Origin of the sequence: Novosphingobium sp. AAP1 (assembly GCF_001295765.1) — a bacterium.
Taxonomy (GTDB): Bacteria; Pseudomonadota; Alphaproteobacteria; order Sphingomonadales; family Sphingomonadaceae; genus Novosphingobium; species Novosphingobium capsulatum.
This window is the reverse complement of sequence record NZ_LJHO01000004.1, coordinates 195,677-220,163: the sequence shown is the minus strand read 5'-3', so window position 1 is coordinate 220,163 and position 24,487 is coordinate 195,677. Positions and strand designations below refer to the sequence as shown.

19 protein-coding genes are annotated in these 24,487 nt (G+C 67.1%); 8 read left to right on the top strand and 11 right to left on the bottom strand.

Annotation, left to right across the window (positions count from 1 at the left end):
* Positions 1 to 136: 136 nt before the first annotated feature.
* Both IP65_RS10695 and IP65_RS10690 read left to right on the top strand, forming a co-directional pair.
* Positions 137 to 4,870, top strand: coding sequence for an NAD-glutamate dehydrogenase domain-containing protein (locus tag IP65_RS10695; RefSeq protein WP_082350106.1), 4,734 nt, complete (start codon positions 137 to 139; stop codon positions 4,868 to 4,870).
* Between the two features lie 83 nt (positions 4,871 to 4,953).
* Complete coding sequence (locus IP65_RS10690) at positions 4,954 to 6,195, top strand: NAD(P)/FAD-dependent oxidoreductase (protein ID WP_054131706.1); 1,242 nt, start codon at positions 4,954 to 4,956, stop codon at positions 6,193 to 6,195.
* Positions 6,196 to 6,283: 88 nt separating this feature from the next.
* On the opposite strand, the gene IP65_RS10685 is transcribed toward IP65_RS10690, so the two are convergent.
* Positions 6,284 to 7,300 (bottom strand): adenosine kinase, encoded by a 1,017-nt coding sequence (locus IP65_RS10685; RefSeq protein WP_022674531.1) that lies wholly within the window; start codon positions 7,298 to 7,300, stop codon positions 6,284 to 6,286.
* A 197-nt stretch (positions 7,301 to 7,497) separates the two neighbouring features.
* Between IP65_RS10685 and IP65_RS10680 the strand changes: the two genes are divergently transcribed.
* Positions 7,498 to 7,914 carry a hypothetical protein gene (locus IP65_RS10680; RefSeq protein ID WP_054131705.1) on the top strand — a complete coding sequence of 139 codons (417 nt, stop codon included), beginning with the start codon at positions 7,498 to 7,500 and terminating at the stop codon, positions 7,912 to 7,914.
* 57 nt (positions 7,915 to 7,971) lie between these two features.
* Here IP65_RS10680 and IP65_RS10675 read toward each other — a convergent pair whose 3' ends face one another.
* Together IP65_RS10675 and IP65_RS10670 are read right to left on the bottom strand one after the other, a co-directional pair.
* Positions 7,972 to 8,532: a DoxX family protein gene (locus IP65_RS10675; protein ID WP_082350082.1), complete on the bottom strand. Its 561-nt coding sequence runs from the start codon at positions 8,530 to 8,532 to the stop codon at positions 7,972 to 7,974.
* A 75-nt stretch (positions 8,533 to 8,607) separates the two neighbouring features.
* Positions 8,608 to 9,099, bottom strand: coding sequence for an Rrf2 family transcriptional regulator (locus tag IP65_RS10670; RefSeq protein WP_168351997.1), 492 nt, complete (start codon positions 9,097 to 9,099; stop codon positions 8,608 to 8,610).
* Positions 9,100 to 9,181: 82 nt separating this feature from the next.
* Here IP65_RS10670 and IP65_RS10665 point away from each other — a divergent pair, with 82 nt between their 5' ends.
* Positions 9,182 to 9,622, top strand: a complete 441-nt coding sequence (locus IP65_RS10665) for a globin domain-containing protein (RefSeq protein ID WP_054131704.1) — start codon at positions 9,182 to 9,184, stop codon at positions 9,620 to 9,622.
* A 22-nt stretch (positions 9,623 to 9,644) separates the two neighbouring features.
* On the opposite strand, the gene dcd is transcribed toward IP65_RS10665, so the two are convergent.
* The 4 genes from dcd to IP65_RS10645 form a co-directional block, all read right to left on the bottom strand.
* Complete coding sequence (gene dcd, locus IP65_RS10660; protein ID WP_022677659.1) at positions 9,645 to 10,199, bottom strand: dCTP deaminase; 555 nt, start codon at positions 10,197 to 10,199, stop codon at positions 9,645 to 9,647.
* A 34-nt stretch (positions 10,200 to 10,233) separates the two neighbouring features.
* Positions 10,234 to 10,680 carry a cytidine deaminase gene (locus IP65_RS10655; protein ID WP_054131852.1) on the bottom strand — a complete coding sequence of 149 codons (447 nt, stop codon included), beginning with the start codon at positions 10,678 to 10,680 and terminating at the stop codon, positions 10,234 to 10,236.
* Positions 10,681 to 10,691: 11 nt separating this feature from the next.
* Positions 10,692 to 11,387: a glycoside hydrolase family 25 protein gene (locus IP65_RS10650; protein ID WP_054131703.1), complete on the bottom strand. Its 696-nt coding sequence runs from the start codon at positions 11,385 to 11,387 to the stop codon at positions 10,692 to 10,694.
* Between the two features lie 209 nt (positions 11,388 to 11,596).
* Positions 11,597 to 12,079 carry a UPF0262 family protein gene (locus tag IP65_RS10645; protein WP_022677662.1) on the bottom strand — a complete coding sequence of 161 codons (483 nt, stop codon included), beginning with the start codon at positions 12,077 to 12,079 and terminating at the stop codon, positions 11,597 to 11,599.
* Positions 12,080 to 12,254: 175 nt separating this feature from the next.
* Between IP65_RS10645 and IP65_RS10640 the strand changes: the two genes are divergently transcribed.
* Both IP65_RS10640 and IP65_RS10635 read left to right on the top strand, forming a co-directional pair.
* Positions 12,255 to 13,760: a replicative DNA helicase gene (locus IP65_RS10640; protein WP_054131702.1), complete on the top strand. Its 1,506-nt coding sequence runs from the start codon at positions 12,255 to 12,257 to the stop codon at positions 13,758 to 13,760.
* Between the two features lie 219 nt (positions 13,761 to 13,979).
* Positions 13,980 to 14,942, top strand: coding sequence for a class A beta-lactamase (locus IP65_RS10635; protein ID WP_022677664.1), 963 nt, complete (start codon positions 13,980 to 13,982; stop codon positions 14,940 to 14,942).
* 327 nt (positions 14,943 to 15,269) lie between these two features.
* Here the strand turns inward: IP65_RS10635 and IP65_RS10630 are convergent, their stop codons facing one another.
* Positions 15,270 to 15,467, bottom strand: a complete 198-nt coding sequence (locus IP65_RS10630) for a hypothetical protein (RefSeq protein ID WP_022677666.1) — start codon at positions 15,465 to 15,467, stop codon at positions 15,270 to 15,272.
* 429 nt (positions 15,468 to 15,896) lie between these two features.
* Here IP65_RS10630 and polA point away from each other — a divergent pair, with 429 nt between their 5' ends.
* Both polA and IP65_RS10620 read left to right on the top strand, forming a co-directional pair.
* A complete protein-coding gene (polA, locus tag IP65_RS10625) occupies positions 15,897 to 18,737 on the top strand; it encodes a DNA polymerase I (RefSeq protein ID WP_054131701.1) in 2,841 nt (946 codons plus the stop codon).
* A gap of 219 nt (positions 18,738 to 18,956) precedes the next feature.
* On the top strand, positions 18,957 to 20,465 hold the full coding sequence (locus IP65_RS10620) for a YifB family Mg chelatase-like AAA ATPase (protein ID WP_054131700.1): 1,509 nt from the start codon (positions 18,957 to 18,959) through the stop codon (positions 20,463 to 20,465).
* A 4-nt stretch (positions 20,466 to 20,469) separates the two neighbouring features.
* Here the strand turns inward: IP65_RS10620 and IP65_RS10615 are convergent, their stop codons facing one another.
* From IP65_RS10615 to IP65_RS10605, 3 genes are all read right to left on the bottom strand, one after another.
* Entirely contained in the window at positions 20,470 to 21,246 is a 777-nt protein-coding gene (locus tag IP65_RS10615) for a LytTR family DNA-binding domain-containing protein (RefSeq protein ID WP_054131699.1), read from the bottom strand.
* A gap of 7 nt (positions 21,247 to 21,253) precedes the next feature.
* Positions 21,254 to 22,723 carry a sensor histidine kinase gene (locus tag IP65_RS10610; RefSeq protein ID WP_054131698.1) on the bottom strand — a complete coding sequence of 490 codons (1,470 nt, stop codon included), beginning with the start codon at positions 22,721 to 22,723 and terminating at the stop codon, positions 21,254 to 21,256.
* 209 nt (positions 22,724 to 22,932) lie between these two features.
* Complete coding sequence (locus tag IP65_RS10605; protein ID WP_022677671.1) at positions 22,933 to 24,456, bottom strand: fumarate hydratase; 1,524 nt, start codon at positions 24,454 to 24,456, stop codon at positions 22,933 to 22,935.
* Positions 24,457 to 24,487 lie beyond the last annotated feature (31 nt).

The window sequence follows — 24,487 nt, the reverse complement described above, 5'->3', positions numbered from 1 at the left end:
TCACCAGCGGTTTCCGACCCCGCGACGTCAGAGCGGCGGTTTTCAATTCAGGTTTCATTCGTTACCACCCAGCCAACGATAACGAAACGGCGGGCATATGAACCCGACCCGCCCGGGAATGCAGGAAGCGAACGCCATGGCGAGCACGATTGATCCCAATGCCCCAGTCACGCCCTCAGCCGGGGCAGGCGGGGGCGGGCCCGATGCCGAGCATCTGGTTTCAGCCCTGGCTGCGCGCCTGGCCGGCGCCTTGCTGCCTGGTGACGAGGCGGACTTTACCGGGGAGCGCCTGACCGAGGCCGCCCGCTTCACCCTGGCCACCGCCGCCCTGCGCCAGGGGCCCGATGCCGCCGTGGCGATCGAATCGATGGGCGGGCAGCGCGCGCTGCGCATTGCCGTGATCAACGACGACATGCCGTTCCTGGTGGATTCGATCGCGGCAACGATCACCGCGCAGGGCCTGACCATCGAAAAGCTGCTGCACCCCGTGCTGGCGGTGCGGCGCGATCCGCATGGCGCGCTGATCGACCTGCCGAGCGGGGAGGCGATCGGCGAGCTACGCGAATCCATGATCTACCTGGAAACCGAGCGGGCCGATGCCAAGGCCCGCCGCGAGCTGGCCGCCGCGCTGAGCGCGACGCTGGCCGATGTCCACGCCGCGGTGGCCGATTGGCCGCAGATGCAGGGCCTGATGCAGCACGATGCGCGCGGCCTGCCCGATTCCGAAGGCGCCGCGCTGCTGCGCTGGCTGGCCGATGGCATGTTGACCCAGCTGGGCCACGTCACCCGCCACCGCGATGGCACGGTGACCGAGGCGCTGGGCATCTGCCGCGCCACCGATGCGCTGCTCTTGTCCGATGCCTCTTATGCCCGCGCCTTTGCCTGGTTCGACAAGATCGGCACGCGCGGCGAAGACGCGGTGCGCATCCCGCTGATCGTCAAGGCCAACCGCATTGCCCTGGTGCACCGCCAGGTGCCGCTCGACCTGTTCCTGGTGCCGGTGAGCGAAGGTGGCAGGATCACCGCGCTGTCGGTTCACGCCGGGGTATGGACCAGCTCTGCCCTGGCGGCCACGCCCGATCGCGTGCCGCGCATGCGCAGCCAGCTCGATACGCTGATGAAGAAGCTGGGCTTCGATCCGGCCGGCCACGCCGGCAAGGCGCTGGTCCATGCGCTGACGGCGCTGCCACACGATCTGCTGATCAGCTTTTCCGATGCCGATCTGGAACGCATCGCCACCACCATGATGGTGCTGGTCGATCGCCCGCGCCCGCGCCTGGCGCTGGTGCGCGCGCCGCTGGAGCGGCATCTCTATGCGTTTGTCTGGCAGCCGCGTGACAGCCAATCGACGCAAGTGCGCGAACAGGTCGCGCAGATGCTGGAACAGGCCACCGGCGGCCAGGTGCTCGATTGGAGCCTGCAGGTCGAAGGCAGCACCCTGGCGCTGACCCGCTTTGCCATCGACATGCGCGGCGAGGAAGACACCCTTGCCGACGACGGCGAAGGGATCGACGAAGCAGCGCTCGACGCCGCGTTCCAGACCCTGGTGCGCGGCTGGGAAGCGGCGGTGGAAGCCGAACTGGCCAAGACCGAGGAACCAACCCGCGCCGCCGCGATCGCCTCGCGCTATGCCACGGCGTTCCCGGTGGGCTATCGCGCCGGCTATGGCGCGGCAGAGGCCGCCGGCGATATCCGCGTGCTGCGCGCGCTGACCGCTGACGACGCGCCACGCCGCGCCGTGCGGTTGCACCGGCTGAGTGGCGAATCCGCCCTGCGGCTCAAGCTCTATCAGCGCGAAGGTGCGATCGTGCTGTCCGATGCCGTGCCCGTGCTGGAAAACTTCGGCTTTCGCGCGCTGGAAGAAGTGCCCACCGCGCTCGACCATGGCAAGCTGGGCTTCATCCACGATTTCCTGGTGGCCCACCCCGCCGATACCACGCCCGAGGCGCTGCTGGCGCGCGCGACGGCGATCGAGGAATCGCTGGCCGCCGTGCTCAACGGCGTGGCCGAGGATGATGCGTTCAATCGCCTGATCGTGGCCGTGGGCCTGACCGCGACCGAGGCCAACTGGCTGCGCGCCTGGTATCGCTATCTGCGTCAGGCCGGCATGACCTTTGGCATCGCCACCGTGGTCGATGCGCTCAAGAACGCGCCTGACGTGACGCGCGGCCTCATCGGCTTCTTCCGCGCCCGCCACGATCCCGCCTTTGCCGGTGACCGCAAGCACGGCGGCGAAGCTGCGGCCGAGCAGATCCGCACTGGCCTGGGCCAAGTCGCCGCGATCAACGACGACCGCCTGCTGCGCAGCTTCCGCGCGCTGGTCGAGGCGATCCTGCGCACCAACGCCTTTGCCCCGGCGGCGGCCGAGGCAGTGGCTTTCAAGATCGATTCGGCGCTGGTGCCCGGCCTGCCCAAGCCGGTGCCGTGGCGCGAAATCTTCGTCTATTCGCCGCGAGTGGAAGGCATTCACCTGCGCGCCGGGCCAGTGGCGCGCGGTGGCCTGCGCTGGTCTGACCGCCGCGACGATTTCCGCACCGAAATCCTCGGCCTGATGAAGGCGCAGCGCGTGAAGAACGCGGTGATCGTGCCGACCGGGGCCAAAGGCGGCTTTTATCCCAAGCAGTTGCCCGATCCCGTGCGCGAGCGCGAAGCCTGGCTGGCCGAGGGCAAGACGAGCTATCAGGTGTTCATCCGCACGCTGCTGTCGATCACCGACAACATCGTCGATGGCGCCGTGGTCCATCCCGAAGGCGTGCTGATCCGCGACGGCGAAGACCCCTATTTCGTGGTCGCCGCAGACAAGGGCACGGCGACGTTTTCCGACGTGGCCAATGCGATCGCGGCCGAGCGCAACTTCTGGCTGGACGACGCCTTCGCCAGCGGCGGTTCCAAGGGCTATGACCACAAGGCGATGGGCATTACCGCCAAGGGTGCCTGGCTGTCGGTTCAGCGCCACTTCCTGGAACTGGGCGTCGATGTGCAGACCGACCCTGTGCGCGTGGTCGGCGTGGGCGACATGTCGGGCGACGTGTTCGGCAACGGCATGCTCTTGTCCAAGTCGCTCAAGATCGTGGCGGCGTTCGATCATCGCCATGTGTTCCTCGATCCCGATCCCGATCCGGCCAAGAGCTGGGAAGAGCGCGCGCGCATGTTCGCGCTGCCCCGGTCGAGCTGGGACGATTATGACAAGAGCCTGATTTCGCAAGGCGGCGGCGTGTTCCCGCGCAGCCTCAAGGCCATTCCGCTCAGCCCGCAGGTCCAGGCGATCCTGGGCGTGGCAGTCGACGAACTCGATCCCGACACGCTGATCGCGCTGATCCTCCAGGCGCCGGTGGACCTGCTGTGGTTTGGCGGCATCGGCACCTATCTCAAGGCATCGAGCGAGGCGAACGTCAACGTCGGCGATCCGGCCAACGATGCCTATCGCATTTCGGCCAACGAAGTGCGCGCGCGGGTGATCGGCGAAGGCGCCAACCTGGGCATGACCCAGGCCGCGCGCATCGAATATGCCCTGCACGGTGGCCGCGTGAACACCGACTTCATCGACAATTCGGCCGGCGTCGATTGTTCGGACAACGAGGTCAACATCAAGATCGCGCTGGCCAGTGCCAAGCGCGCCGGCCGCCTGGACGAGGATGGCCGCGTCGCCCTGCTGTCCAGCATGACCGACGCGGTGGCGCACCTGGTGCTGGAGGACAACCGCCTGCAGGCGCTGGGCCTGTCCATCGCCGAGCGGGGCGGCACGCAGGCCGTGCCGGCGCTGACCCGGCTGATCGACGTGCTGGAGGAAAGCGGCGACCTTGATCGCAAGACCGAAGGGCTGGCGCCGTCCGATGACTATGCCCGCCGCGCGGCGGCCGGCATGGGTCTGACCCGGCCCGAACTGGCCGTGCTGGTCTCGTCGACCAAGCTGGTCTTGCAGCGCGCGCTGGAAGAAAGCCCGGTGGTAGATGATCCGGTGCTGGAAGAAGAACTGCTCGGCGCCTTCCCCGCCGCGATGCGCGAGACCTTCGAGACCGATATCGTGCATCACCGCCTGCGCCGCGAAATCATCGCGACCAAGCTGGCCAACCGCATCGTCAATCGGCTTGGCCCGGTGCACCCGTTCGAGCTGGCCGAAGAAGAAGGGATGACCCTGGCCCAGGTGGCGGCCGCATTCGTGGCGGCAGAGCGCCTGCTCGGCCTGGCGGAAACCTGGGCCCTGCTCGATACCGCGCCGATGGGCGAGGCGCTGCGCCTGTCGCTGTTCGAACGCACAGCGCAGGCCCTGCGTGGCCACATCGCCGATGTGCTGCGCTCGTGCCATGGCACGCTCAAGCCCGACGCCTTGATCGAGGATCTGTGTGGCGGGGTGGGCCGGCTTTCGCATACCACGGCCGAGCTGCTGCGCGGCGAAGCGCAGGCGCAGGCGCGGCGGCTAGGCCAGGAACTGACCGATGCGGGCACGCCGCAGGACGTGGCCGAACGCGTGGTGCATCTGTTCGATCTGGATGGCGCCATCGGCCTGGCGCATCTGGCCGACGAGCTGGATGTGGATGCCGTGGTGCTGACCGGCGCCTTTGCCGATCTGGGGGCCAACCTCGGGATCGACTGGGCCCAGCAGACGGCCGCGCGGATGAACCCGTCCGATCCGTGGGAGCGCCTGCTGGTGGCGGGCCTGGCCCGCGATTTCCAGCAGATGCGCATGGAATTCCTGCGCCGGATGGGCGGCAGCAATCCCGATGCCAGCGCACATCAGTGGCTCAAGGCCAAGGCCGATCCCGTGCGCCAGCTGCGCAGCCTGATCGCCCGCGCCCAGGCAACCGCAGCGGTAACCCCGGCCATGCTGGCCCAGATCGCCAGCCAGGCGCGCAGCCTGCTGCTGCGCTGAATGACGTAAATTAATGGTGCGGCGCGCTTGACGCGCCGCACCATTTGTCCACAACCCTCCTCCCCACGCGAGAGGAGGACTTCATGGGTACATTCGAGGCCGGTTTTGCAGATGTGGTGATCGTCGGCGCAGGCCATGGCGGCGCACAGGCGGCCATTGCCCTGCGGCAGAACGGCTTTGAAGGATCGATTCTGGTGATCGGTCGCGAGCCCGAATTGCCCTATGAACGCCCCCCGCTGTCCAAGGAATACCTGGCCCGCGACAAGACGTTCGAGCGGATCATGATCCGCCCTGGCGCCTTTTGGCAGGACAAGGGCGTGGAAATGGCGCTGGGCCACGAAGTGGTCGCAGTCGATCCCGATGCGCGCAGCCTGCGCACCGCCGATGGCGCCACGCTCAGCTATGGCAACCTGATCTGGGCCACCGGCGGCGACGCGCGGCGTCTTTCCTGCGCCGGGCACGATCTGGCCGGCGTGCATGGCGTGCGCACCCGCGCCGATGCCGATCGCCTGATGGCCGAGCTCGACGCCGGGGCCAAGCGCGCGGTGGTGATCGGCGGCGGCTATATCGGGCTGGAAGCAGCCGCGGTGCTGACCAAGCTGGGCTGCCATGTCACCCTGCTGGAAGCGCTTCCCCGCGTGCTGGCGCGCGTGGCCGGAGAGGCGCTGTCCACCTTCTATCAGGACGAGCACCGCGCCCATGGCGTTGACCTGCGCACCGAAGTGGCGGTCGATTGCCTGGAAGGCGATGGCACCAAGGTAACCGGCGTGCGCCTGGCCGATGGCCATGTGCTGCCGGCCGATCTGGTGATCGTGGGCATCGGCATCATTCCCCAGGTTGGCCCGCTGCTGGCCGCTGGCGCCGCCGGTGGCAACGGGGTGGACGTGGATGAATATTGCCGCACGTCGCTGCCGCATGTCTATGCGATCGGCGATTGCGCCGCCCATGCCAACGATTTTGCCGATGGCGCGGTGATCCGCCTGGAATCGGTGCAGAATGCCAACGACCAGGCGACCACGGCCGCCAAGGCGATCTGCGGCACGCTGGTGCCCTACAAGGCCACGCCGTGGTTCTGGTCCAACCAGTATGACTTGCGCCTGCAGACCGTGGGCCTGTCGACCGGCCACGATCTCGCCGTGCTGCGCGGCGATCCGGCCACGCGCAGCTTTTCGGTGGTCTATCTCAAGCAGGGCAAGGTGATCGCGCTCGATTGCGTGAACATGGTCAAGGACTATGTCCAGGGCAAGAAACTGGTCGAAGCGCGTTCGCAGATCGCGGCAGAGCGCCTGGCCGATGCCAGCGTGCCGCTGAAAGACATGCTATAAGAACGTCATTCACACGAAGCCACGAAGGCACAAAGAGAAACTGTGGTTTCCTTGGTGGCTTCGTGGCTTTGTGTGAAAGATCTTGTGGTCAGGCCAGCCCGGTCAGCGCTTTGAGATCGGCTTCGGGGCGGGCGCCATAGTGCGAGATGATCTCGGCCGCGCAGACCGCGCCCAGGCGCAGGCTTTCAGCGAGCGGCAGCCCGCGCACGTGGCCATAGAGGAACCCGGCGGCAAACAGATCCCCCGCACCCGTGGTATCGACCACCTTGTCGATCGGCTGGGCCGACACATGGGCTTCCTCGCCGGCGTGGCAGGCATGGGCGCCCTGCGCGCCACGCGTGACGACCAGCGTGGGCACCTTGCCGCTGAGCGCGGCCATGCCATCGTGAAAGTCGTCATGCCCGGTCAGCGCGGCCAGTTCGTGCTCGTTGGCAAACAGGATATCGATCATGCCATCGGCGATCAGGGCGCGGAAATCATCGCCATGGCGCGAGATGACAAAGGCATCCGACAGGGTGAAGGCCACCTGTGTGCCGGCGGCGCGCGCGGCGGCGATCGCCTTGCGCATGGCGGCGCGGGGCTCTTCCGGGTCCCACAGATAGCCTTCGAGATAGAGCACGCCCGATGCAGCGATGACGCCTTCATCCAGCGCGGCCGCCGGCAGGAACTGCGAAGCGCCCAGGAACGTGTTCATCGTGCGCTGGCCATCGGGCGTCACGAAGATCAGGCACTGCGCCGTGGGCGGATCACCCGCGCGCGCAGCCGTATCGAACGCGATCTTGCCAGCGCGGATATCGTGGGCAAAGACCCGGCCGAACTGGTCATCGGCCACCTGGCCGATGAACGCGCACGACGCGCCCAGCGCGGCGAGGCCGGCCAGCGTATTGGCAGCCGAACCGCCGGAAATTTCGCGCGCCGGGCCCATCGCGGCATAGAGCGCGGCGGCGCGTTCGGCGTCGACCAGGGTCATCCCGCCCTTGGCCAGGCCCAGTTCGGCAATCGCATCGTCGGTGGCAGGGGCCATGACGTCGACGATGGCATTGCCGATGGCAATGACGTCAAAACGGCGCGCTACGGCGGGTTGGGCGGCGGAAGTGTCGGCCATGGTCTCTTTCGCAACGAATGGGGAAGGCAATAACCCTGCCGCCTACCCGCAGCGTCGGCCGGCCGCAAGGCTGCATGCGTTGGCTTGCATCCGCGCCCGCGCCGCGCCATCACCGCGCCATGTTACGCCCTGCTCCGGTCGCCGCCCTGCCCAGCCCTTTCGCGAACGCTTCCGCCCGCCCTGCGTGGCGGGCATGGATGGCCGCCGCCATCGGCGCGGCGCTGTTGGCCGGGTGCAGCGGCGCCGTGCCGAGCAGCAAGGGTCCCGGGCGCTTGCCCGCGCCAGGCCGCACGCCGGGCGGCCGGCCGTCCACGCATCTGCCCGCGCCGCAGCCGCGCCCTGCCCCCACCATCCAGATCGCCCCGGGATTGCAGGGCGTGATCGGCAGCGATGCGGAAGGCCTGGTGCGCCAGTTCGGCCCGCCCCGGCTGGACATCAAGGAAGAAGACGCGCGCAAGTTGCAATGGAGCGGCACCGCGTGCATTCTCGATGCCTATCTCTACCCGCCACAGGGCGGTGGCCGCCCCATCGCCACCTATGTCGATGCGCGGCGGGGCGATGGGCGCGAGGTGGACCGCGCCGCCTGCGTCGCGGCCCTGCGCCAGCGCCCCTGAGCCGCGGGGCCATACCGGCCGCGGCATCGTGCCGGGCCGGTATGCCGCGCGATCAGGTCAGACCTGCCACCACTTGCGGCGGGCGACCGCCACGGTGCCGGTGGGATGACCATCGACATCGGTAATGGTTTCCACGCGCGTGGCCGGCGTTTCCACCACGGGCATTTCAGACAGCGCCTCGGCCCGGCCTTCCGCCCGCGCCGCGCGCATTTCCGCGTCACGCGCAGCGGTCTCGCGATCGCGGCGCGAACGCAGCCCGTCATAGCTCCACGCCACCTGGCGGTGGGCGAACAGCGCCAGCAGGCCGCCGGCAATCGCCAGATTCTTGAGCGCTTCAACCACCTGCGTGTGATCGAGCAGGTTGTGGTGGAAGAACAGGATGATCAGCAGGGTAAAGCCGGCCAGCAGCACGGCAAAGATCCGCGTGGCCACGCCAAACATCAGCGCCAACCCGCCGATCAGCTCGAACAGCCCAACCGGCAGTGCCAGATCGGGCGTCAGGCCGACACCGGCGAGCGCCACTTGCGTGCCGCTGACGTCAAACAGCTTTCCCAGGCCAGAGATAATGAAAAGAAGCGACAGCAGGATTCGCCCTGCCAAGGCCGCGATGGTGTTCATGGGCGTACCTTTCCATGCCAGTGTCCACCCCCGTCCTCCGATGAGGTTACGGGGCAACAATGGTGGCAAGGCCGGTTAGGTTCCTTGGCCCGCTCGACAGGGCACACCATCACCCCCCAACGGCAGGGCTGATTGCGGGCGCGAATCGCTGCTGACCAGCCATGGGGCAAAGGCCGACACACCGGGGCGCGCGGCCTGTTCCAGCGTGACCTCGTCCAGCACCGCCAGGAATGCCTCCAGTGCGCGGGCGAGGGCGCCGCTCAGCGCGCAATCCCCATTCATGCGGCAATTTGCGCAATCGACCAGGCGCAGGCCCTTTTCCAGCGCGCGCACGACCTGGCCAACGCGCAGCGCTGCCGGCGGCTGGGCCAGGCACAGCCCGCCGTTGCGGCCCCGCACGCTGATGGCAAAGCCTTCGTGGACCAGCGCCTGCGCCACCTTGGCGACGTGATGGTAGGACAGCCCCTGTTCTGCGGCAAAGCCGGGCAGTGCCAGCGGCGCATCCGGGCGCCGCGCCATGGCGATCAGCAGGCGCAGGCCATAGTCGGTGTGCTGGGTCAATTGCATCGGCCCAGCCTGCGGCAAAGCGCTTGCACGAATCAAGTAAAACAAATACCGGTATTTTGAATACCACATTAGGAGAACGTCGATGCGAACCGCTTCCGCCCAAGCCATCGCCACGGTCAAGGCTACTGCCCCGGCGCTGGAAAAGCATGGGCTCGCCATCACCACCGCCATGTACAAGCGCTTGTTCGAAAACGCGGAAGTGGCGGCGATGTTTGATCGTGCGGCGCAGGACAGCGGCGAACAGCCACGCCGGCTGGCGGCCGCGATCCTGGCCTATGCGCGCAATATCGACAAACTCGGCGCGCTCACCGGTCCGGTACAGCGCATGGTGGCGCGCCACGTGGAAACCGGCGTGAAGGCGGAACACTATCCGCTGGTGGCAGAGGCGCTGCTGCCGGCGATTCGCGATGTGCTGGGCGCCGAGGTGGCGACCGATGCCGTGCTGGCCGCCTGGGGCGAAGCCTATTGGATGCTAGCCGACATTCTCATCGCCGCCGAAGCGGAAGCCTATGCCACGGCATGAGGCGCGCTGAACCGCCGCGCCATTACAGGCGCGGCAGAGTTACCCCGCGCTGGCCCATGTATTTGCCGGCGCGATCGGCATAGCTGACCTCGCACGGCTCGTTGCCCTGCAGGAACAGGAACTGGCACGCCCCCTCGTTGGCATAGATGCGCGCGGGCAGCGGCGTGGTGTTGGAAAACTCCAGCGTCACGTGTCCTTCCCAGCCGGGTTCGAGCGGGGTGACATTCACGATGATGCCACAGCGGGCATAGGTGGACTTGCCGAGGCAGATCACCAGCACATCGCGCGGCACGCGGAAATATTCGACGGTCCGCGCCAGCGCGAACGAGTTGGGCGGGATCACGCAGACATCGGTCTTGCGATCGACGAACGAGTTGGCGGCAAAATCCTTGGGATCGACCACGGCCGAATCTACATTGGTGAAGATCTTGAATTCATCGGCCACGCGCGCGTCATAGCCATAGGATGACAGGCCATAGCTGATGCAGCCATCGCGGCGCTGATTTTCCACGAAAGGCTCGATCATGCCCTCGGTCAGCGCCTTGTTGCGAATCCACTTGTCGGAAAGAATGGACAAGGCCGGTCCTTTGCGTGTGCAGCCAGAAAAAAGCTCAACCCAGGTAGGCCGGGCCGAACGCGCGCGGTAGCAGGAATGACAGGCGTTCTTCAACCACGACCCCGTCGCCCCCGGCACTGAGCACCAGCGGGTCGGTGCCGCCGAGCGCAGCCTGTTCATACAACACCTGGCGGCAGCGGCCGCATGGGGTGATCGGCTCGCCATCCACCCCCTCGGGCCCGCCGGCCACGGCCACGGCAACCAGCCCGCCGCGCTGACCGGCATGCCCACCGGCGGCGGTGGCCGTGGCACTGGCCACGGTCTCGGCGCAGAGCGACAGGCCATAGCTGGCGTTTTCGACGTTGCAGCCGGTCACCACGCTGCCATCGCCGAACAGCAGCGCAGCGCCCACGGTGAAATGCGAATAGGGCGCATAGGCGGTTTCGCGCGCGGCGCGGGCAGCGGCGATCAGCGCGGTGCGGGTGGCGTCATCAGGCATCATCTTCAAATCCATCAGGGTTGCACCACCACCCAGCGCAGCGGGCCAGGCGCGGCCTTGCCGTGGTAGCGATCGGTGGCGGTCCACATCACGAAAGGCCGGCCGGCATAGCCAGGCTCGATATAGTCCTGGCGCACCCAGATGTTGCGATCGATCACCGCGGCCAAGTGATAGCGGCTTTCGATCCCGCGCGAGAGCATCAGGATCGCCGGCTTGCCAGCGTGCATTTCCACCTGGTTGAGGAACGTCGTCAACTCGCTTTGCAGCGCGGCTTCGGTTGGCGGGGTGGGGCAGCTGCGCTGGTTGATATCGAGCGCGACCGCCGGGGGCAGCAGCGCATCCTCGCGCGGGACCATGGTGACGAAATTGGCCGCCTGCGCATCGCCCGGCGCGCACAGATCATAGACATGCACCGCGCCCACCTGCAGCCCGGCGGTGCGCGCCTGGTCGAGGCTGTCGGTAAAGGCATCGTCGCGCCGCTGCGGGCCTTCGCTGGCCGTCAGATAGACGAAATCGGCGCCATCGCCCTTGAGGAGGCGCCAATCGATCGGGGCATCATGCACATCGGCCCAGGCGCCCTGCACCGGAAAATGCTGCCGATCAGGCCGCCACACACGCGATTGCCACCACAGCAGGCCCGCGCCCACCAGCACGGCCAGCAGCAATGCCGCCAGCGCGCGCCGCAACGCCGAATTCCTGCGCTTTGCCATGAAAGAGATTCGCCCAAGCCCTGGTGTGAAAGCGCGGCCCATAGGGCATGGGCAGGATGACGTCAAAATTGACGGCGTCCGGACTCGCGCAGATTTCCACCACCCCCAAACCCCCTCCTCTAAAGAGGATGGGGCTTTTGATCCTCCCTCCGCTCGCGGGGGGAGGTGGCGGCCGCAGGCCGTCGGAGGGGGGCCATGCCCCTGCGTACCTACCCCCGGATATGCAGCACGCAGATCAGGGTGAACAGGCGGCGCGCCGTGGCGAAATCGGTTTCCACCTTGCCGTCGAGCCGTTCGAGCAGCATTTCGGCCGCTTCGTTGTGGACCCCGCGCCGGGCCATGTCGATCGTTTCGATCTCTTGCGCGGTGGCGCGGCGGATCGCCTGGTAATAGCTGTCGCAGATCGCGAAGTATTCGCGGATCGGGCGGCGGAACCGCCCCAGGCCCAGCACGATGCTTTCCAGCAGGCTGCCGCTCTCGTCGGCAATGTCGAGCGTGAGGCGGCCATCGAGCACCGAGAGGCGCAGGCGATAGGGGCCTTCATGACCGGCGGCGCAGGAGCGCAAGGGGCGGAACGTGTTTTCCTCGATCAGGTCGAAGATCGCCACGCGGCGCTCCTGCTCCACATCGGCGTTGCGCCAGACGATCGTCGTTTCGTCCAGCTCGATATGCGAGATGCGCGGGTCCGCCATAAGATCTCGAGTGTTGCAACATGGCGGGCCGCGCAGCAAGCGCCTTGCCGGGCGCAGAGCATGCTACCTTGGTGGAAGAGGGGGCCAAACCGTCCACAGCCTGTGGAAAACGCCTGCGCGGATCGCGCACGTCGCCGCCTTGCCACACCCTTGAGACTGGTTCATTTTGACAGGCATGTCCGCCAGCGAAGCCATTCTCGCGCGTCCGGCCAGTGAGGTCCGTGCGCTTCCCGCCAATGTCGAGGCAGAGGCCGCCTTTCTGGGCGCCGTGCTGATCGACAACCGCATCATGGAAGAAATGACCGTGCCGCTGCGGCCCGATCACTTCTTTGCCCCGGTGCACGGGCGCGTGTTCGAGCGGATCCTGGCGCTGATCGATCGCAAGGCCGTGGTCACCCCGGTCACGCTCAAGCCCTATTTCGAAAGCGACGAGGAACTCAAGGAACTGGGCGGCACCGCCTACCTTGCCCGCCTCACCGCCGATGGCCAGGGCCTGCTGGCACCGCGCGAGCTGGCGCAACAGATCTATGACCTGGCGCTGCTGCGCGAATTGATCAGCGTGGGCCGCAACCTGGTCGAAGGCGCGATGGACACCAGCGAGACGGTCGAGCCGTTGAAGCAGGTGGAGCAGGCCGAAGCGGCGCTGTTTTCCGTGGCCGAAGGCGCGCAGACCGGCAACGAAGCGCAGACCTTTGGCCAAGCCACCCGCGCCAGCCTGGAAATGATCGAGAAGGCGCTGCTGTCGGGCGGGCACATCTCGGGCACGACCACCGGCCTTACCTCGGTCAACGAAAAGATCGGCGGCCTGCACGATTCCGACCTTATCATCCTCGCCGGCCGCCCCGGCATGGGCAAGACCTCGCTTGTCACCAACATCGCGTTCAACTGCGCCGACCGGCTGCGCGATGACATGGCGCGCGGCATACCGGCCAAGGATTCGGTCGGTGCGGCGGTCGCTTTCTTCAGCTTGGAAATGAGCGCCGACCAGCTCGCCACGCGTATTCTGGCCGAACAATCGGGCATCAGTTCCGAATCGCTGCGCATGGGCCGGATCAGCCGCGAGGATTTCCAGCAGCTTTCGTTCGCCAGCCAACGCCTGGCCGAGCTGCCGCTGTTCATCGACGATACCCCCGGCCTTTCGATCGGTGCGCTGCGCACCCGCGCCCGCCGGCTTAAGCGCCGGCACGATATCGGCCTGATCGTGGTCGACTATCTTCAGCTGCTGTCCGGCTCGGGCAAATCCGACAATCGCGTCAACGAAATCTCGGAAATCTCGCGCGGGCTCAAGACTCTGGCCAAAGAACTGGCGGTTCCGGTGATCGCGCTGTCGCAGCTGTCGCGCGCGGTGGAACAGCGCGACGACAAGCGGCCGATGCTCTCGGACCTGCGCGAATCGGGCTCGATCGAGCAGGACGCCGACATGGTCTGGTTCGTGTTCCGCGAAGACTATTACGTTGCCTCGCGCGAGCCCAAGCGCCCGGTCGAAAGCGATGACGCCAAGACCCACGAAGCCCATGCCGCCTGGATGGCCGAGATGGAGCGCGTGTTCGGCCTGGCCGAGCTGATCGTGGCCAAGCAGCGCCATGGCTCCACCGGCAAGGTGCGCCTGCGTTTCGAGGCGCGGATTACCCGATTCAGCGATCTGGCGCCCGACCAGATGATGCACGACATGGACGATTGAAGCGCCCGGCGGGCCGCGCAATTTGCCCGCCACCGCCCTTGCAACCGGCCACCGGTTTTACAGTTGCGACGAAACGCAGCGCGCATGCGCCGGGCGGCGTCGAATCAGGGAACCACCCGCCTTTGCGCCAGAGTCACAATGGCTTATCGTGGCGCAACGAAATAATAAGGCGGGTTGGGTTAATCCCTCATAATGGTCGGGCTTCCATCAAAGCGTAAATTGCGCATCCTGGCTGCTGCACTGGCAGCCTTTCCGGCCCTGGCGGCCACATCGCCTGCGGTGCAAAGTCGCCCGCCGGCCGCGGTGCAAAGCGCGCGTGACCTTGCCATTCAGCAACGCGTCGCCTCCATTGCTGCTGCCGCGCGCGGCCGCGTGGGCGTTGCCGCGATGGACCTGGACGGCGGCGGGCAAGTGCTGATCAATGGCGACATGCCCTTTCCCATGGCGAGCACCGCCAAAGTGGCCGTGTCCGCCACGTTCCTGCAGATGGTGGAGCAGGGCCGGTTCCGGCTGGACCAGCCCCTGCCGATGATGATGCCGGTGCCCGAGGCGGCCGGACGCCGCAATCTCGTGGCGATGGTTCGCCCCGGCCCGGTCTATACCGCACAGACCCTGATCGAAAAATCCATCACGCGCAGCGACAACCACGCCACCGATGGCCTGATCGCCGCGGTAGGTGGCATCGGCGCGGTCAACCGCTTCCTGACGCAGACCGGCATTTCCGGCCAGCACCTTGATCACACCATGGCCACGCTGGTGCGTGACGATGGGCGAATCAACCCGGCCCGCGCCATCGACACCGGCACGTCGAGCACGCCGCGGGCGATGATCGCGCTGCTTTCGGCGATCGACCGCGGTGGCGCGCTGGGCCCACAGGCCCGCGCCGTGCTGCTCGATACGATGACCCGCACCAGCACCGGCCGCAACCGCATCCGCGCCGGCTTGCCCGAGGGCGTGCTGCTGGCCCACAAGACCGGCACGCTGGCCGGGGTGACCGATGACGTGGGCATCGTGCGCATGCCCGATGGCCGCCACCTGGCCATGGCGATCTTCGTGGCCGGGCCGGAAAACCACACGGCCCAGGCCGGGATGATCGCGCGCATTGCCAGCGCGCTCTATACCGGATTCCTCCAGCCGTCAGACGGACCGAACCTGACGGGCGAAGTTTCGCGCCGGCGGTAACGCCGCGTTACGCTAGCGCCCTTCGACAGGCTCAGGGCGGACGGGAGCGTTGATAGTCCAGGACGAGCGCCGTTCGGGCTGAGCTTGTCGAAGCCCGTTAGCGCAAGGCCCAGCACCATCCCCAAGCCCCCTCCTCTAAAGAAGAGGGGGCTTTTGGCGTTCTGCTTCCCCTCCTCTTCCGAGGGGAGCGGGGGTGGTGATGGACGCCACTGACATCGCTGCGCCGCACAAGCCGTTTTATCGCGATTCGCGCCGCACACGCGAAAAAGGGCGCGACCACGAAGGTCACGCCCTTTTCTATCTGTAACCTGCCCTTGCGGGCGGGGATTACATCTTCGCGGCAGCGCTCGCGTCAGCGGCGGCTTCCGAAGCCGAAGCGCTGGCGTCAGCAGCAGCAGCCGAAGCGTCGGCCGAAGCGTCAGCAGCTTCGCTGGCAGCTTCAGTGGCGGTGTCAGCCGGCTTTTCCGAGCAGCCGGCGAGGGCGAAGGCGGTGCCGGCGACGGCGGCGAGGATGAGCTTGCGCATGCGTTACAATCCCTGGATTGAAGTGAACCGCGCCGGGCAAAGCCCGCCGCAAAGCCTACTCCCACGGTAGACTTCGACGTCCCAATTAATCGGCAATTCATCGGCTTGCAAGCACAAGACGACAGCATTGCGACGGGCCGTCGCTATCGCCCTTAGCGGCAAGGGTTTTTTGCGCGAGCGCTGCTGCGCCAAAGCGCCCTGCCAAAGCGATGAAGCGTTAAATCTGCGTCATTCTCTCACGCAACTGCACACATCCATAAGGGTGCAACCGCAAACGGCGCGGCCTGTTCCAGATTCAGCACCAGACCTGTGCGAATATGATCCAACATACTGCCTGCATGGGCGGATTTGCCTGACTCGCGCGTGATCGGCCATGCCGGGCAACGCCCGGCGTTGTGGAATTTGTCCACCCCGCCTAGGACACTGGCCATGGATTCCCGCAACCACCTCTATCTCGTCGATGGCTCGGCCTATATTTTTCGGGCCTATCACCGCCTGCCACCGCTGACCAACCCGCAAGGCGTGCCGGTGGGCGCGGTCTATGGCTATACCACCATGCTGTGGCGCCTGGCCGAAGACCTGCACAAGGCCGATGGCCCCACCCACCTGGCGGTGATCCTCGACAAAAGCTCGATCACGTTCCGCAACGCCCTGTACGATCAATACAAGGCCAACCGGCCGCCGCCGCCCGAAGACCTCAAGCCGCAGTTCCCGCTGATCCGCGATGCGACGCGCGCGTTCAGCCTGGCCTGCATCGAGGAAGAAGGCCTGGAGGCGGACGACCTGATCGCCAGCTATGCCCGCGCCGCCACGGCCCAGGGCTGGGACGTGACGATCGTGTCTTCCGACAAGGACCTGATGCAGCTGGTGGGCCAATGCGCCCAGGGCGGCACGGGCTGCGTCGACATGCTCGACACCATGAAGAACCAGCGCATCGGCATTCCCGAAGTGGTGGAAAAGTTTGGCGTCCCGCCCGAGCTGGTGGGCGATGTCCTGGCGCTGATGGGCGATGCGGTCGACAATGTGCCCGGGATTCGCGGTATCGGCCCCAAGACCGCGACCAAGCTGATCGTGGAACACGGCGGCCTGGAAGGCGCGCTCGCCGCCGCGCCGACGATGAAGGCGGGCAAGCTGCGCGACAGCCTGATCGAGCAGGCCGACATGGCGCGCCTGTCGCGCCAGTTGGTGGCGCTCAAGGAAGACTGCCCGCTGCCCGTGCCGCTGGAAGACTTTGCCTTGGGCCCCATCCCGCCCGAGCCGCTGGCCGCCTTCCTGACCACCCATGGTTTCACCAGCCTGCTGCGCAAGCTGGGCACCCCAGCGCCTGCCGCTGCGGCCGCGCCGGCGGGCGATTCGCCGGCAGCGGGCAAGGCGGCCACGCCAGCGCCCGCCGAATCGACGCGCCAGCCGCTGCCGACCTGGCCGGCGATCGACCGCGACGCCTATCCGTGCGTGCAGACGCTGGAAGCCTTGCAGGAATGGATCGACCGCGCTTTTGCCGCGCGGCTGGTGGCGATCGATACCGAAACCTCTGCGCTCGATTCGATGCGCGCCGATCTGGTCGGCGTGAGCCTGGCGGTGGGCGCAGGCCAGGCCTGCTATATCCCGCTGGGCCATCGCGGCACCGACATGTTCAGCGAGGTGCCCAGGCAGATCCCGCGCGAGGCGGCGCTGGCCGCGCTCAAGCCGCTGCTGGAAAGCGCGGCGGTGATCAAGGTGGGCCAGAACATCAAGTATGACCTGACCGTGCTGGCCCGGCACGGCATTGCCGTGGCGCCGATCGACGATACCATGGTGATGAGCTTCTGCCTCGATGCCGGGCGCAGCGAAACCGGCTTGGCCGGCCATGGCATGGATGAACTGGCCGGGCGCCATCTCCAGCACACCACCATGCTGTTCAAGGACGTGTGCGGCAGCGGCAAGAAGCAGATCTCGTTTGCCGAAGTGCCGCTGCCCGACGCCACGCGCTATGCCGCCGAGGATGCCGACGTGACCTGGCGGCTGCACCAGCTGTTTGCCCCGCGCCTGGCCGACGAGGGCGGCACGCGCATCTATCAGCGGGTCGATCGTCCGCTGGTGCCGGTGGTGGCGCAGATGGAGCGCCACGGTATCCGCGTCGATCGCGAGCAGCTGGCCAATCTATCCACCCGCTTTGCCGCCGAGATCGCGCGGCTGGAAGGCGTGATCCATGAAAAGGCCGGCGGCCCGTTCACCATCGGCAGCCCCAAGCAGCTGGGCGACGTGTTGTTCGACAAGCTGGGCTACAAGGGCGGCAAGAAGGGCAAGAGCGGGCAGTATTCCACCGACCAGTCGGTGCTGGAAACGCTGGCCGGCCAGGGCGCGGAAGTGGCCACGCTGGTGCTGGAATGGCGCCAGCTATCCAAGCTCAAAAGCACCTACACCGATGCCCTGCAGGCCGCGATCAACCCCGATACCGGCCGCGTCCACACCAGCTATAGCCTGGTCGGCGCGCAGACCGGGCGGCTTTCGTCCAACGATCCCAACCTGCAGAACATTCCGATCCGCACCGAGATCGGGCGCGAGATTCGCGAGGCCTTCGTGGCCGAACCCGGCCACGTACTGCTAAGCGCCGACTATTCGCAGATCGAGCTGCGCCTGGCCGCGCATATCGCTGACGTTGCGCCGTTGCGCGAAGCGTTCGAGCAGGGCGAGGACATCCACGCCCGCACCGCGCGCGAGCTGTTCGGCGAGGTGAACCGCGACACTCGCGGCCGTGCCAAGACGATCAACTTCGCCATCCTCTATGGCATCAGCCGCTGGGGCCTGGCCACGCGGCTGGGCACCAGCGCCGACGAAGCCCAGGCGATGATCGACCGCTATTTCGAGCGGTTCCCCGGCATCCAGCGCTATATTCACGAAACGCTGGAAAGCGTGCGCGCCAACGGTTTTTCCGAAACGCTGTTTGGCCGCAAGACCTGGTTCCCGCGCATCAATTCCGGCACCCAGGCCGAGCGCCAGGGCAGCGAGCGCGCGGCGATCAATGCGCCGATTCAGGGCACCAGCGCCGATATCATCAAGCGCGCCATGGCCCGCATGCTGCCCGCGCTGGCAGAAGCCGGGCTGCCGCGCGTGAAGATGCTGCTGCAGGTGCACGACGAACTGGTGTTCGAACTGCCCGAGGAAGACGTGGCCGCGGCGAGCGAGGTGATTCGCGCGGTGATGGCGGGGGCGGCGGCGCCATCGGTGCAGTTGACCGTGCCGCTGGGCGTGGAGATCGGCACCGGGCCGAGCTGGGGCGCGGCGCACTAAACGCGCAACACGCCCTCCCCCCAGCCCCTCCCGCAGGCGGGAGGGGAGCTAACCCTTCTCCCCTTCCCGGACGCAGAAGGGGATCATCCTGCTTCTCCCCCTCCCGCTTGCGGGAGGGGGTCGGGGGGAGGGCATGTGACACCAACAACTGCCACCGATTTGGCAGCACCCCCACCCGCCCCCTTGTGACCCCGCGCCGCCATCGGCCACCGTGCCGGCATGGTTTCGCTTGTCTCGACCGTGGCCTATCTCGGCCTGGAAGCCCGCGCGGTGGAAGTGCAGTGCCAGGTGGCGCCGGGGCTGCCCTCGTTCCGTGTGGTCGGCCTGCCCGACAAGGCCGTGGGCGAGAGCCGCGAACGCGTGCATTCCGCGCTGGCGGCGCTGGGCCTGAGCCTGCCGCCCAAGCGCATCACCATCAACCTGTCGCCGGCCGACCTGCCCAAGGAAGGATCGCATTACGACCTGCCGATCGCGCTGGCCCTGCTGGCAGCGATGGGCGTGGTCGATCGCGAAACCATTGCCGATTACGTGGCGGTGGGCGAACTGGCGCTGGATGGGCGGATCATCCCCAGCCCCGGCGTACTCCTGGCCGCGCTGCACGCCAGCGGCACTGAAAAGGGCCTGATCTGCCCCGCCGCGCAAGGCACCGAGGCGCGCTGGGCCAGCGGCATCGATGTGATTGCCGCGCCCGATCTGATCGCGCTGCTCAACCACCTGAAAGGCACGCAACGCCTGGCTCCACCCGAAGTGGGCGAGGCGCTGCCGCCGGTGCGGCTGGCCGATCTCAAGCAGGTGAAGGGCCAGGAAACCGCCAAGCGTGCGCTGGAAATTGCCGCTGCCGGGGGGCACAATCTCTTACTCATCGGCCCGCCCGGCGCTGGCAAATCGTTGATGGCCTCGTGCCTGCCCGGCATTCTGCCCGAACTCACGCCGGGCGAGGCGCTGGAAACCTCGCTGGTCGCCTCGGTGGCGGGCACGCTGGAAGAGGGGCGGATCAGCCGCGCACGGCCGTTTCGCAGCCCCCATCATTCCGCCTCGATGGCGGCGCTGACCGGCGGCGGCTTGCGCGTGCGGCCGGGCGAAGTGAGCCTGGCGCATCTGGGCGTGCTGTTCCTGGACGAACTGCCCGAGTTCCAGCGCGCGGTGCTCGATTCGCTGCGCCAGCCGCTGGAAACTGGGGAGGTGACGGTGGCCCGTGCCAATGCCCACGTAACGTTCCCGGCGCGGGTGCAGTTGATCGCGGCGATGAACCCGTGCCGCTGCGGCCACCTGGGTGATCCGGCGCTGGGCTGCAGCCGCGCGCCCAAATGCGCCGCCGATTACCAGTCAAAGGTATCCGGTCCGCTGCTCGACCGCATCGACCTGCATGTAGAAGTCGATCCGGTATCGGCGGCGGATCTGGCCCTGCCGCCACCGGCCGAAGGATCGGCGCAAGTGGCTGCGCGGGTGGGCGCCGCGCGGGCACGCCAGACCGCGCGGCTGGAAGGCAGCGGCCGGCGCAACAATGCCGAGCTGGACGGCGATCTGCTCGACCGCTTTGCCACGCCGGACGAGGCCGGGCGCCAGCTGCTGTTCAAGGCGGCCGAGGCGATGCGCCTCTCCGCGCGCGGCTACACCCGCATCCTGCGCGTGGCGCGCACCATTGCCGATCTGGCCGGGGCCGAAGGCGTTGGCCGGGTGCATGTAGCCGAGGCGCTCAGCTATCGCCGGACAGCGCCCCGGGCCTGACCCCCTACCGTCCGGCCATGGCCTTGGCCTTGGCCAGATAGGTCCGGCCGATGCGCAGCATGGTGCCATCGGCCAGTTCGGCCGACCACACGCCCAGGCCATCGTGACGGAGCCCCAGGATGCGGTTGCGCCGCACGATGGTGGAGCGGTGCAGGCGAATGAAGTGCGCCGGGTCGAGCCGGTCTTCCAGCCGCTGGATGGTGTGCAGCATGAGATAGCTGCGCTGGCCCACGTGCAGCCGCACATAGTCGCGCTCGGCATCGATGCGATCGATATCGCCGGCGGCCACGCGCACCAGTTCGCTGCGGTGGGGCACCCAGAATTCCTCGATCCACTGCGCGGCCGAGGCCGTGGCATCGTCATGAGCAGGGGCAGCCGCAGGCACGGTGGGCGCCGGGGCAAGGGCCGGATCGGCCAAGGCAGCCTGGCGCGACAGGGCACGCTCCACCGCGCGTTCCAGCCGCTCTTGCGCCACGGGCTTGAGCACATAGTCGACCGCCTCGCAATCGAACGCCTCGACCGCGAAGTGATCGTGCGCGGTCACGAAGATCACCATCGGCTTGGGATTCTGCCGCACGAGGGCGCGCGCCACGCTCAGGCCGTCGAGTTCGGGCATCGTCATGTCGAGCAGCACGAGCGCGGGCGAGAGTGCCTCTACCAGCCGCAGGGCGGCCGCCCCATCGGCGGCGGTGCCCACGATCTGCAACGCGGGAATGCGCGCACACAGGATCTGCATGCGTTCGATGGCCAGGGGTTCGTCGTCCACGATCAGGGTGCGCATGGGGGCCTCAAGCAAGATTGGATACGATGGGCAGGGTCAGCACGGTGGCATAGCCGCCGGCCGGCAAAGGCGCGCTTTCCACCCGCGCCTGGGCGCCAAAGCGCGCGGCCAGGCGGCTGCGCACGTTGGCAAGGCCAATGCCGGTGCCGCCCGTGGGCAGGCTGGCATGATCGGCGCCAGGGCCATCATCGGCCACGGTCAGCACCAGCAGCCCGGCCGAAATGCGCGCGCGGATGCTGATCGTCACCGGCCGGGTGGTGGCCGACACGGCATACTTGATCGAATTTTCCACCAGCGGTTGCAGGATCATGCCCGGCACGCAGGCCTCGCTCACATCCTCGGGCACATCGAATTCCACGCGCAAGCGATCGGGAAAGCGTACGCCTTCGATCGCCAGGTAGTGCCGCTGCAGCGCGATCTCGTCGGCCAGGGTGACATCGGCGGTAGGATCGCCGGCCAGGCTGTGGCGATAGAAGCTGGAAATCGTCTGGATCATCCGCTCGGCTTCTTCGGTGCGGCCGACCATGACCAGCGCCGAGAGCGAATTCAAGGTGTTGAACAGGAAGTGCGGATTGACCTGATAGCGCAAGGAGCGCAGTTCCGCCGCCTTGGCCGCGCGGCGATATTCGCCTTCGCGCCATTCGGCAGCGCGGCGCTGTTCGGCATTGCCCAGCGCCAGATAGAGCGCGGCCCAGGCGATCAGCAGGAAATAGCGGCCCAGCGCGATATCGGTCAGTTCCTGCCAGCCCTCGTCCTTGTTGATGTCCTGGTTGATCTCCTGCGCGGTGGTGGCGGGCGTGGCTGGTTCGCGCGTGATGATATGCACGCCTGGCGCGGTGATTTCGGTGGTGCCATCGGCATGATGGCGCACGCTGACGTTATCGCGTTTCGGTGCCGCCTTGGGTGCTCGCGGTGCAGGGGGCTCTGGCGGCACATCGCCGGCCGCAGGCGGCGCGGGCGGTTCGGGTGGCTCGGGCGGGATCGCCGGCGCTGACGGCGCGGGTGGGGCAATATCGATCAGCATGTTGCCGCCGGTATTGCGCTGCGAAGCTTCCTTGCGCGTGGCGGCATCCTGGCCGGCATCCTGCTTTTGCGCCTCCTGGTCCCAGCGGGCCTCCACCGGCGCAAACGCCTGCTGGTTGATCAGTGCCAGCAACAGGGCTGCCGGCAACATGATCACCAGCGCCAGCGCCACGCGCCAGCCCAGCCGGCGATGATCCCAGCGGCGCAGCAGCGGCCAGGCCAGCACGGTCACGGCAATGCCGGCCATGGTCACCAGCGCGCGGCGCCACAGCAGTTCGATCCAGATCGACAGATCGGTATCGGGTGGCCCGACCAGGGCCCAGCGGATCGAGACCAGCACGAAATAGCACAGCCACAGCGCCGCCGCCGACAGGACCACCTGCCGTGCGGTGACGTGGCCCATGCCGGGCGGGGTATCGTCGGAGGTAGGGGCGGGGTCAGCCCGCTCTGTCATGGCCATGACGCCTTGCTACGGCACGCGGGCACACCGCGCCAGTGCGGCGGTCGAACAGCGTGGGTGGTTGATCGAGAGTTTGCGCCAGGTTTCCACCCCCCCCCCCGACCCCCTCCTCTAAAGAGGATGGGGAGCAGACACAAAAAAGCCCCCTCCTCTTCGGAAGGAGGGGGTTGGGGGTGGTGCGAAGCCTAACGCCAGGCAAGCGGTCAGGCCGGCAGCAGGCCTTCGTCGGCGATCTTCTTCTTCCACACCAGCGGGGCGAGCTGGTGCACGTTCTGGCCTTCGCTATCGACAGCCACGGTCACCGGCATGTCTTCCACGGTGAATTCGTAGATCGCCTCCATGCCGAGGTCTTCGAACCCGACGACCTTGGCTTCCTTGATCGCGCGGGCAACGAGGTAGGCCGCGCCGCCCACCGCCATGAGATAGGCCGACTTGTGCTCGGCGATCGACTGGGTGGCGGCCGGGCCACGCTCGGCCTTGCCGACGCACGACAGCAGGCCCTGGTCGAGCATCATGTCCATGAACTTGTCCATGCGCGTGGCGGTGGTGGGGCCAGCCGGGCCAACCACTTCCTCGCGCACGGGATCGACCGGGCCGACGTAATAGATCACGCGGCCCTTGAAATCGACCGGCAGTTGCTCGCCCTTGGCCAGCATGTCCTGGATGCGCTTGTGCGCGGCGTCGCGGCCGGTCAGCATCTTGCCGTTGAGCAGCAGGCGATCACCCTGCTTCCAGCCCTGCACTTCTTCTGCCGTCAGCGTATCGAGGTTGACGCGCTTGGCCGCGGCATCGGGTGCCCAGTGCACCTGCGGCCATTCATCCAGCTTGGGCCGTTCGAGATAGCTTGGGCCGCTGCCATCGAGCGTGAAGTGCGCGTGGCGCGTGGCGGCGCAGTTGGGGATCATCGCCACCGGCTTGCCAGCGGCATGGCACGGCGCATCCATGATCTTGACGTCGAGGATGGTGGAAAGCCCGCCCAGCCCCTGCGCGCCGATACCGAGCGCGTTGACCTTGTCGAAAATCTCGATGCGCAGGCGCTCGATATCGGTCTGGGGCCCGCGCAGCTTGAGCTGGGCCATGTCGATCGGCTCCATCAGCGCCTTCTTGGCCAAGAGCACGCAGTGTTCGGCCGTGCCACCGATGCCGATGCCCAGCATGCCCGGCGGGCACCAGCCGGCGCCCATCTGCGGCAGCATTTCGAGCACCCAGTCGACGATCGAATCGCTCGGGTTCATCATCTTGAACTTGGACTTGTTCTCGCTGCCGCCGCCCTTGGCCGCAACATCGACGGTCACCTTGCTGCCCTTGACCATTTCCACGTGGAGCACGCAGGGCGTGTTGTCACGCGTGTTGCGGCGGGTGAAGGCCGGATCGGCCAGGACCGAGGCGCGCAGCTTGTTGTCCGCATTCAGGTAGGCGCGGCGCACGCCTTCATCGACCACGTCCTGCAAGGACTTGTCGGATTCCAGGCGGCAATCCTGGCCCCATTCGATGAATACGTTGACGATGCCGGTATCCTGGCAGATCGGCCGGTGGCCTTCAGCGCACATGCGGCTGTTCGTCAGGATCTGGGCGATGGCATCCTTGGCGGCGGGGCCCTGTTCGGCCTCATAGGCATCGCCCAGCGCGCGGATGTAATCCATCGGGTGGAAGTAGCTGATGTATTGCAGCGCATCGGCCACGCTTTCGACCAGATCCGCTTCCCGGATCGTCACCATTTCCGCCATCGCAATTTCGCTCCTGCTACAGCATTCTGCC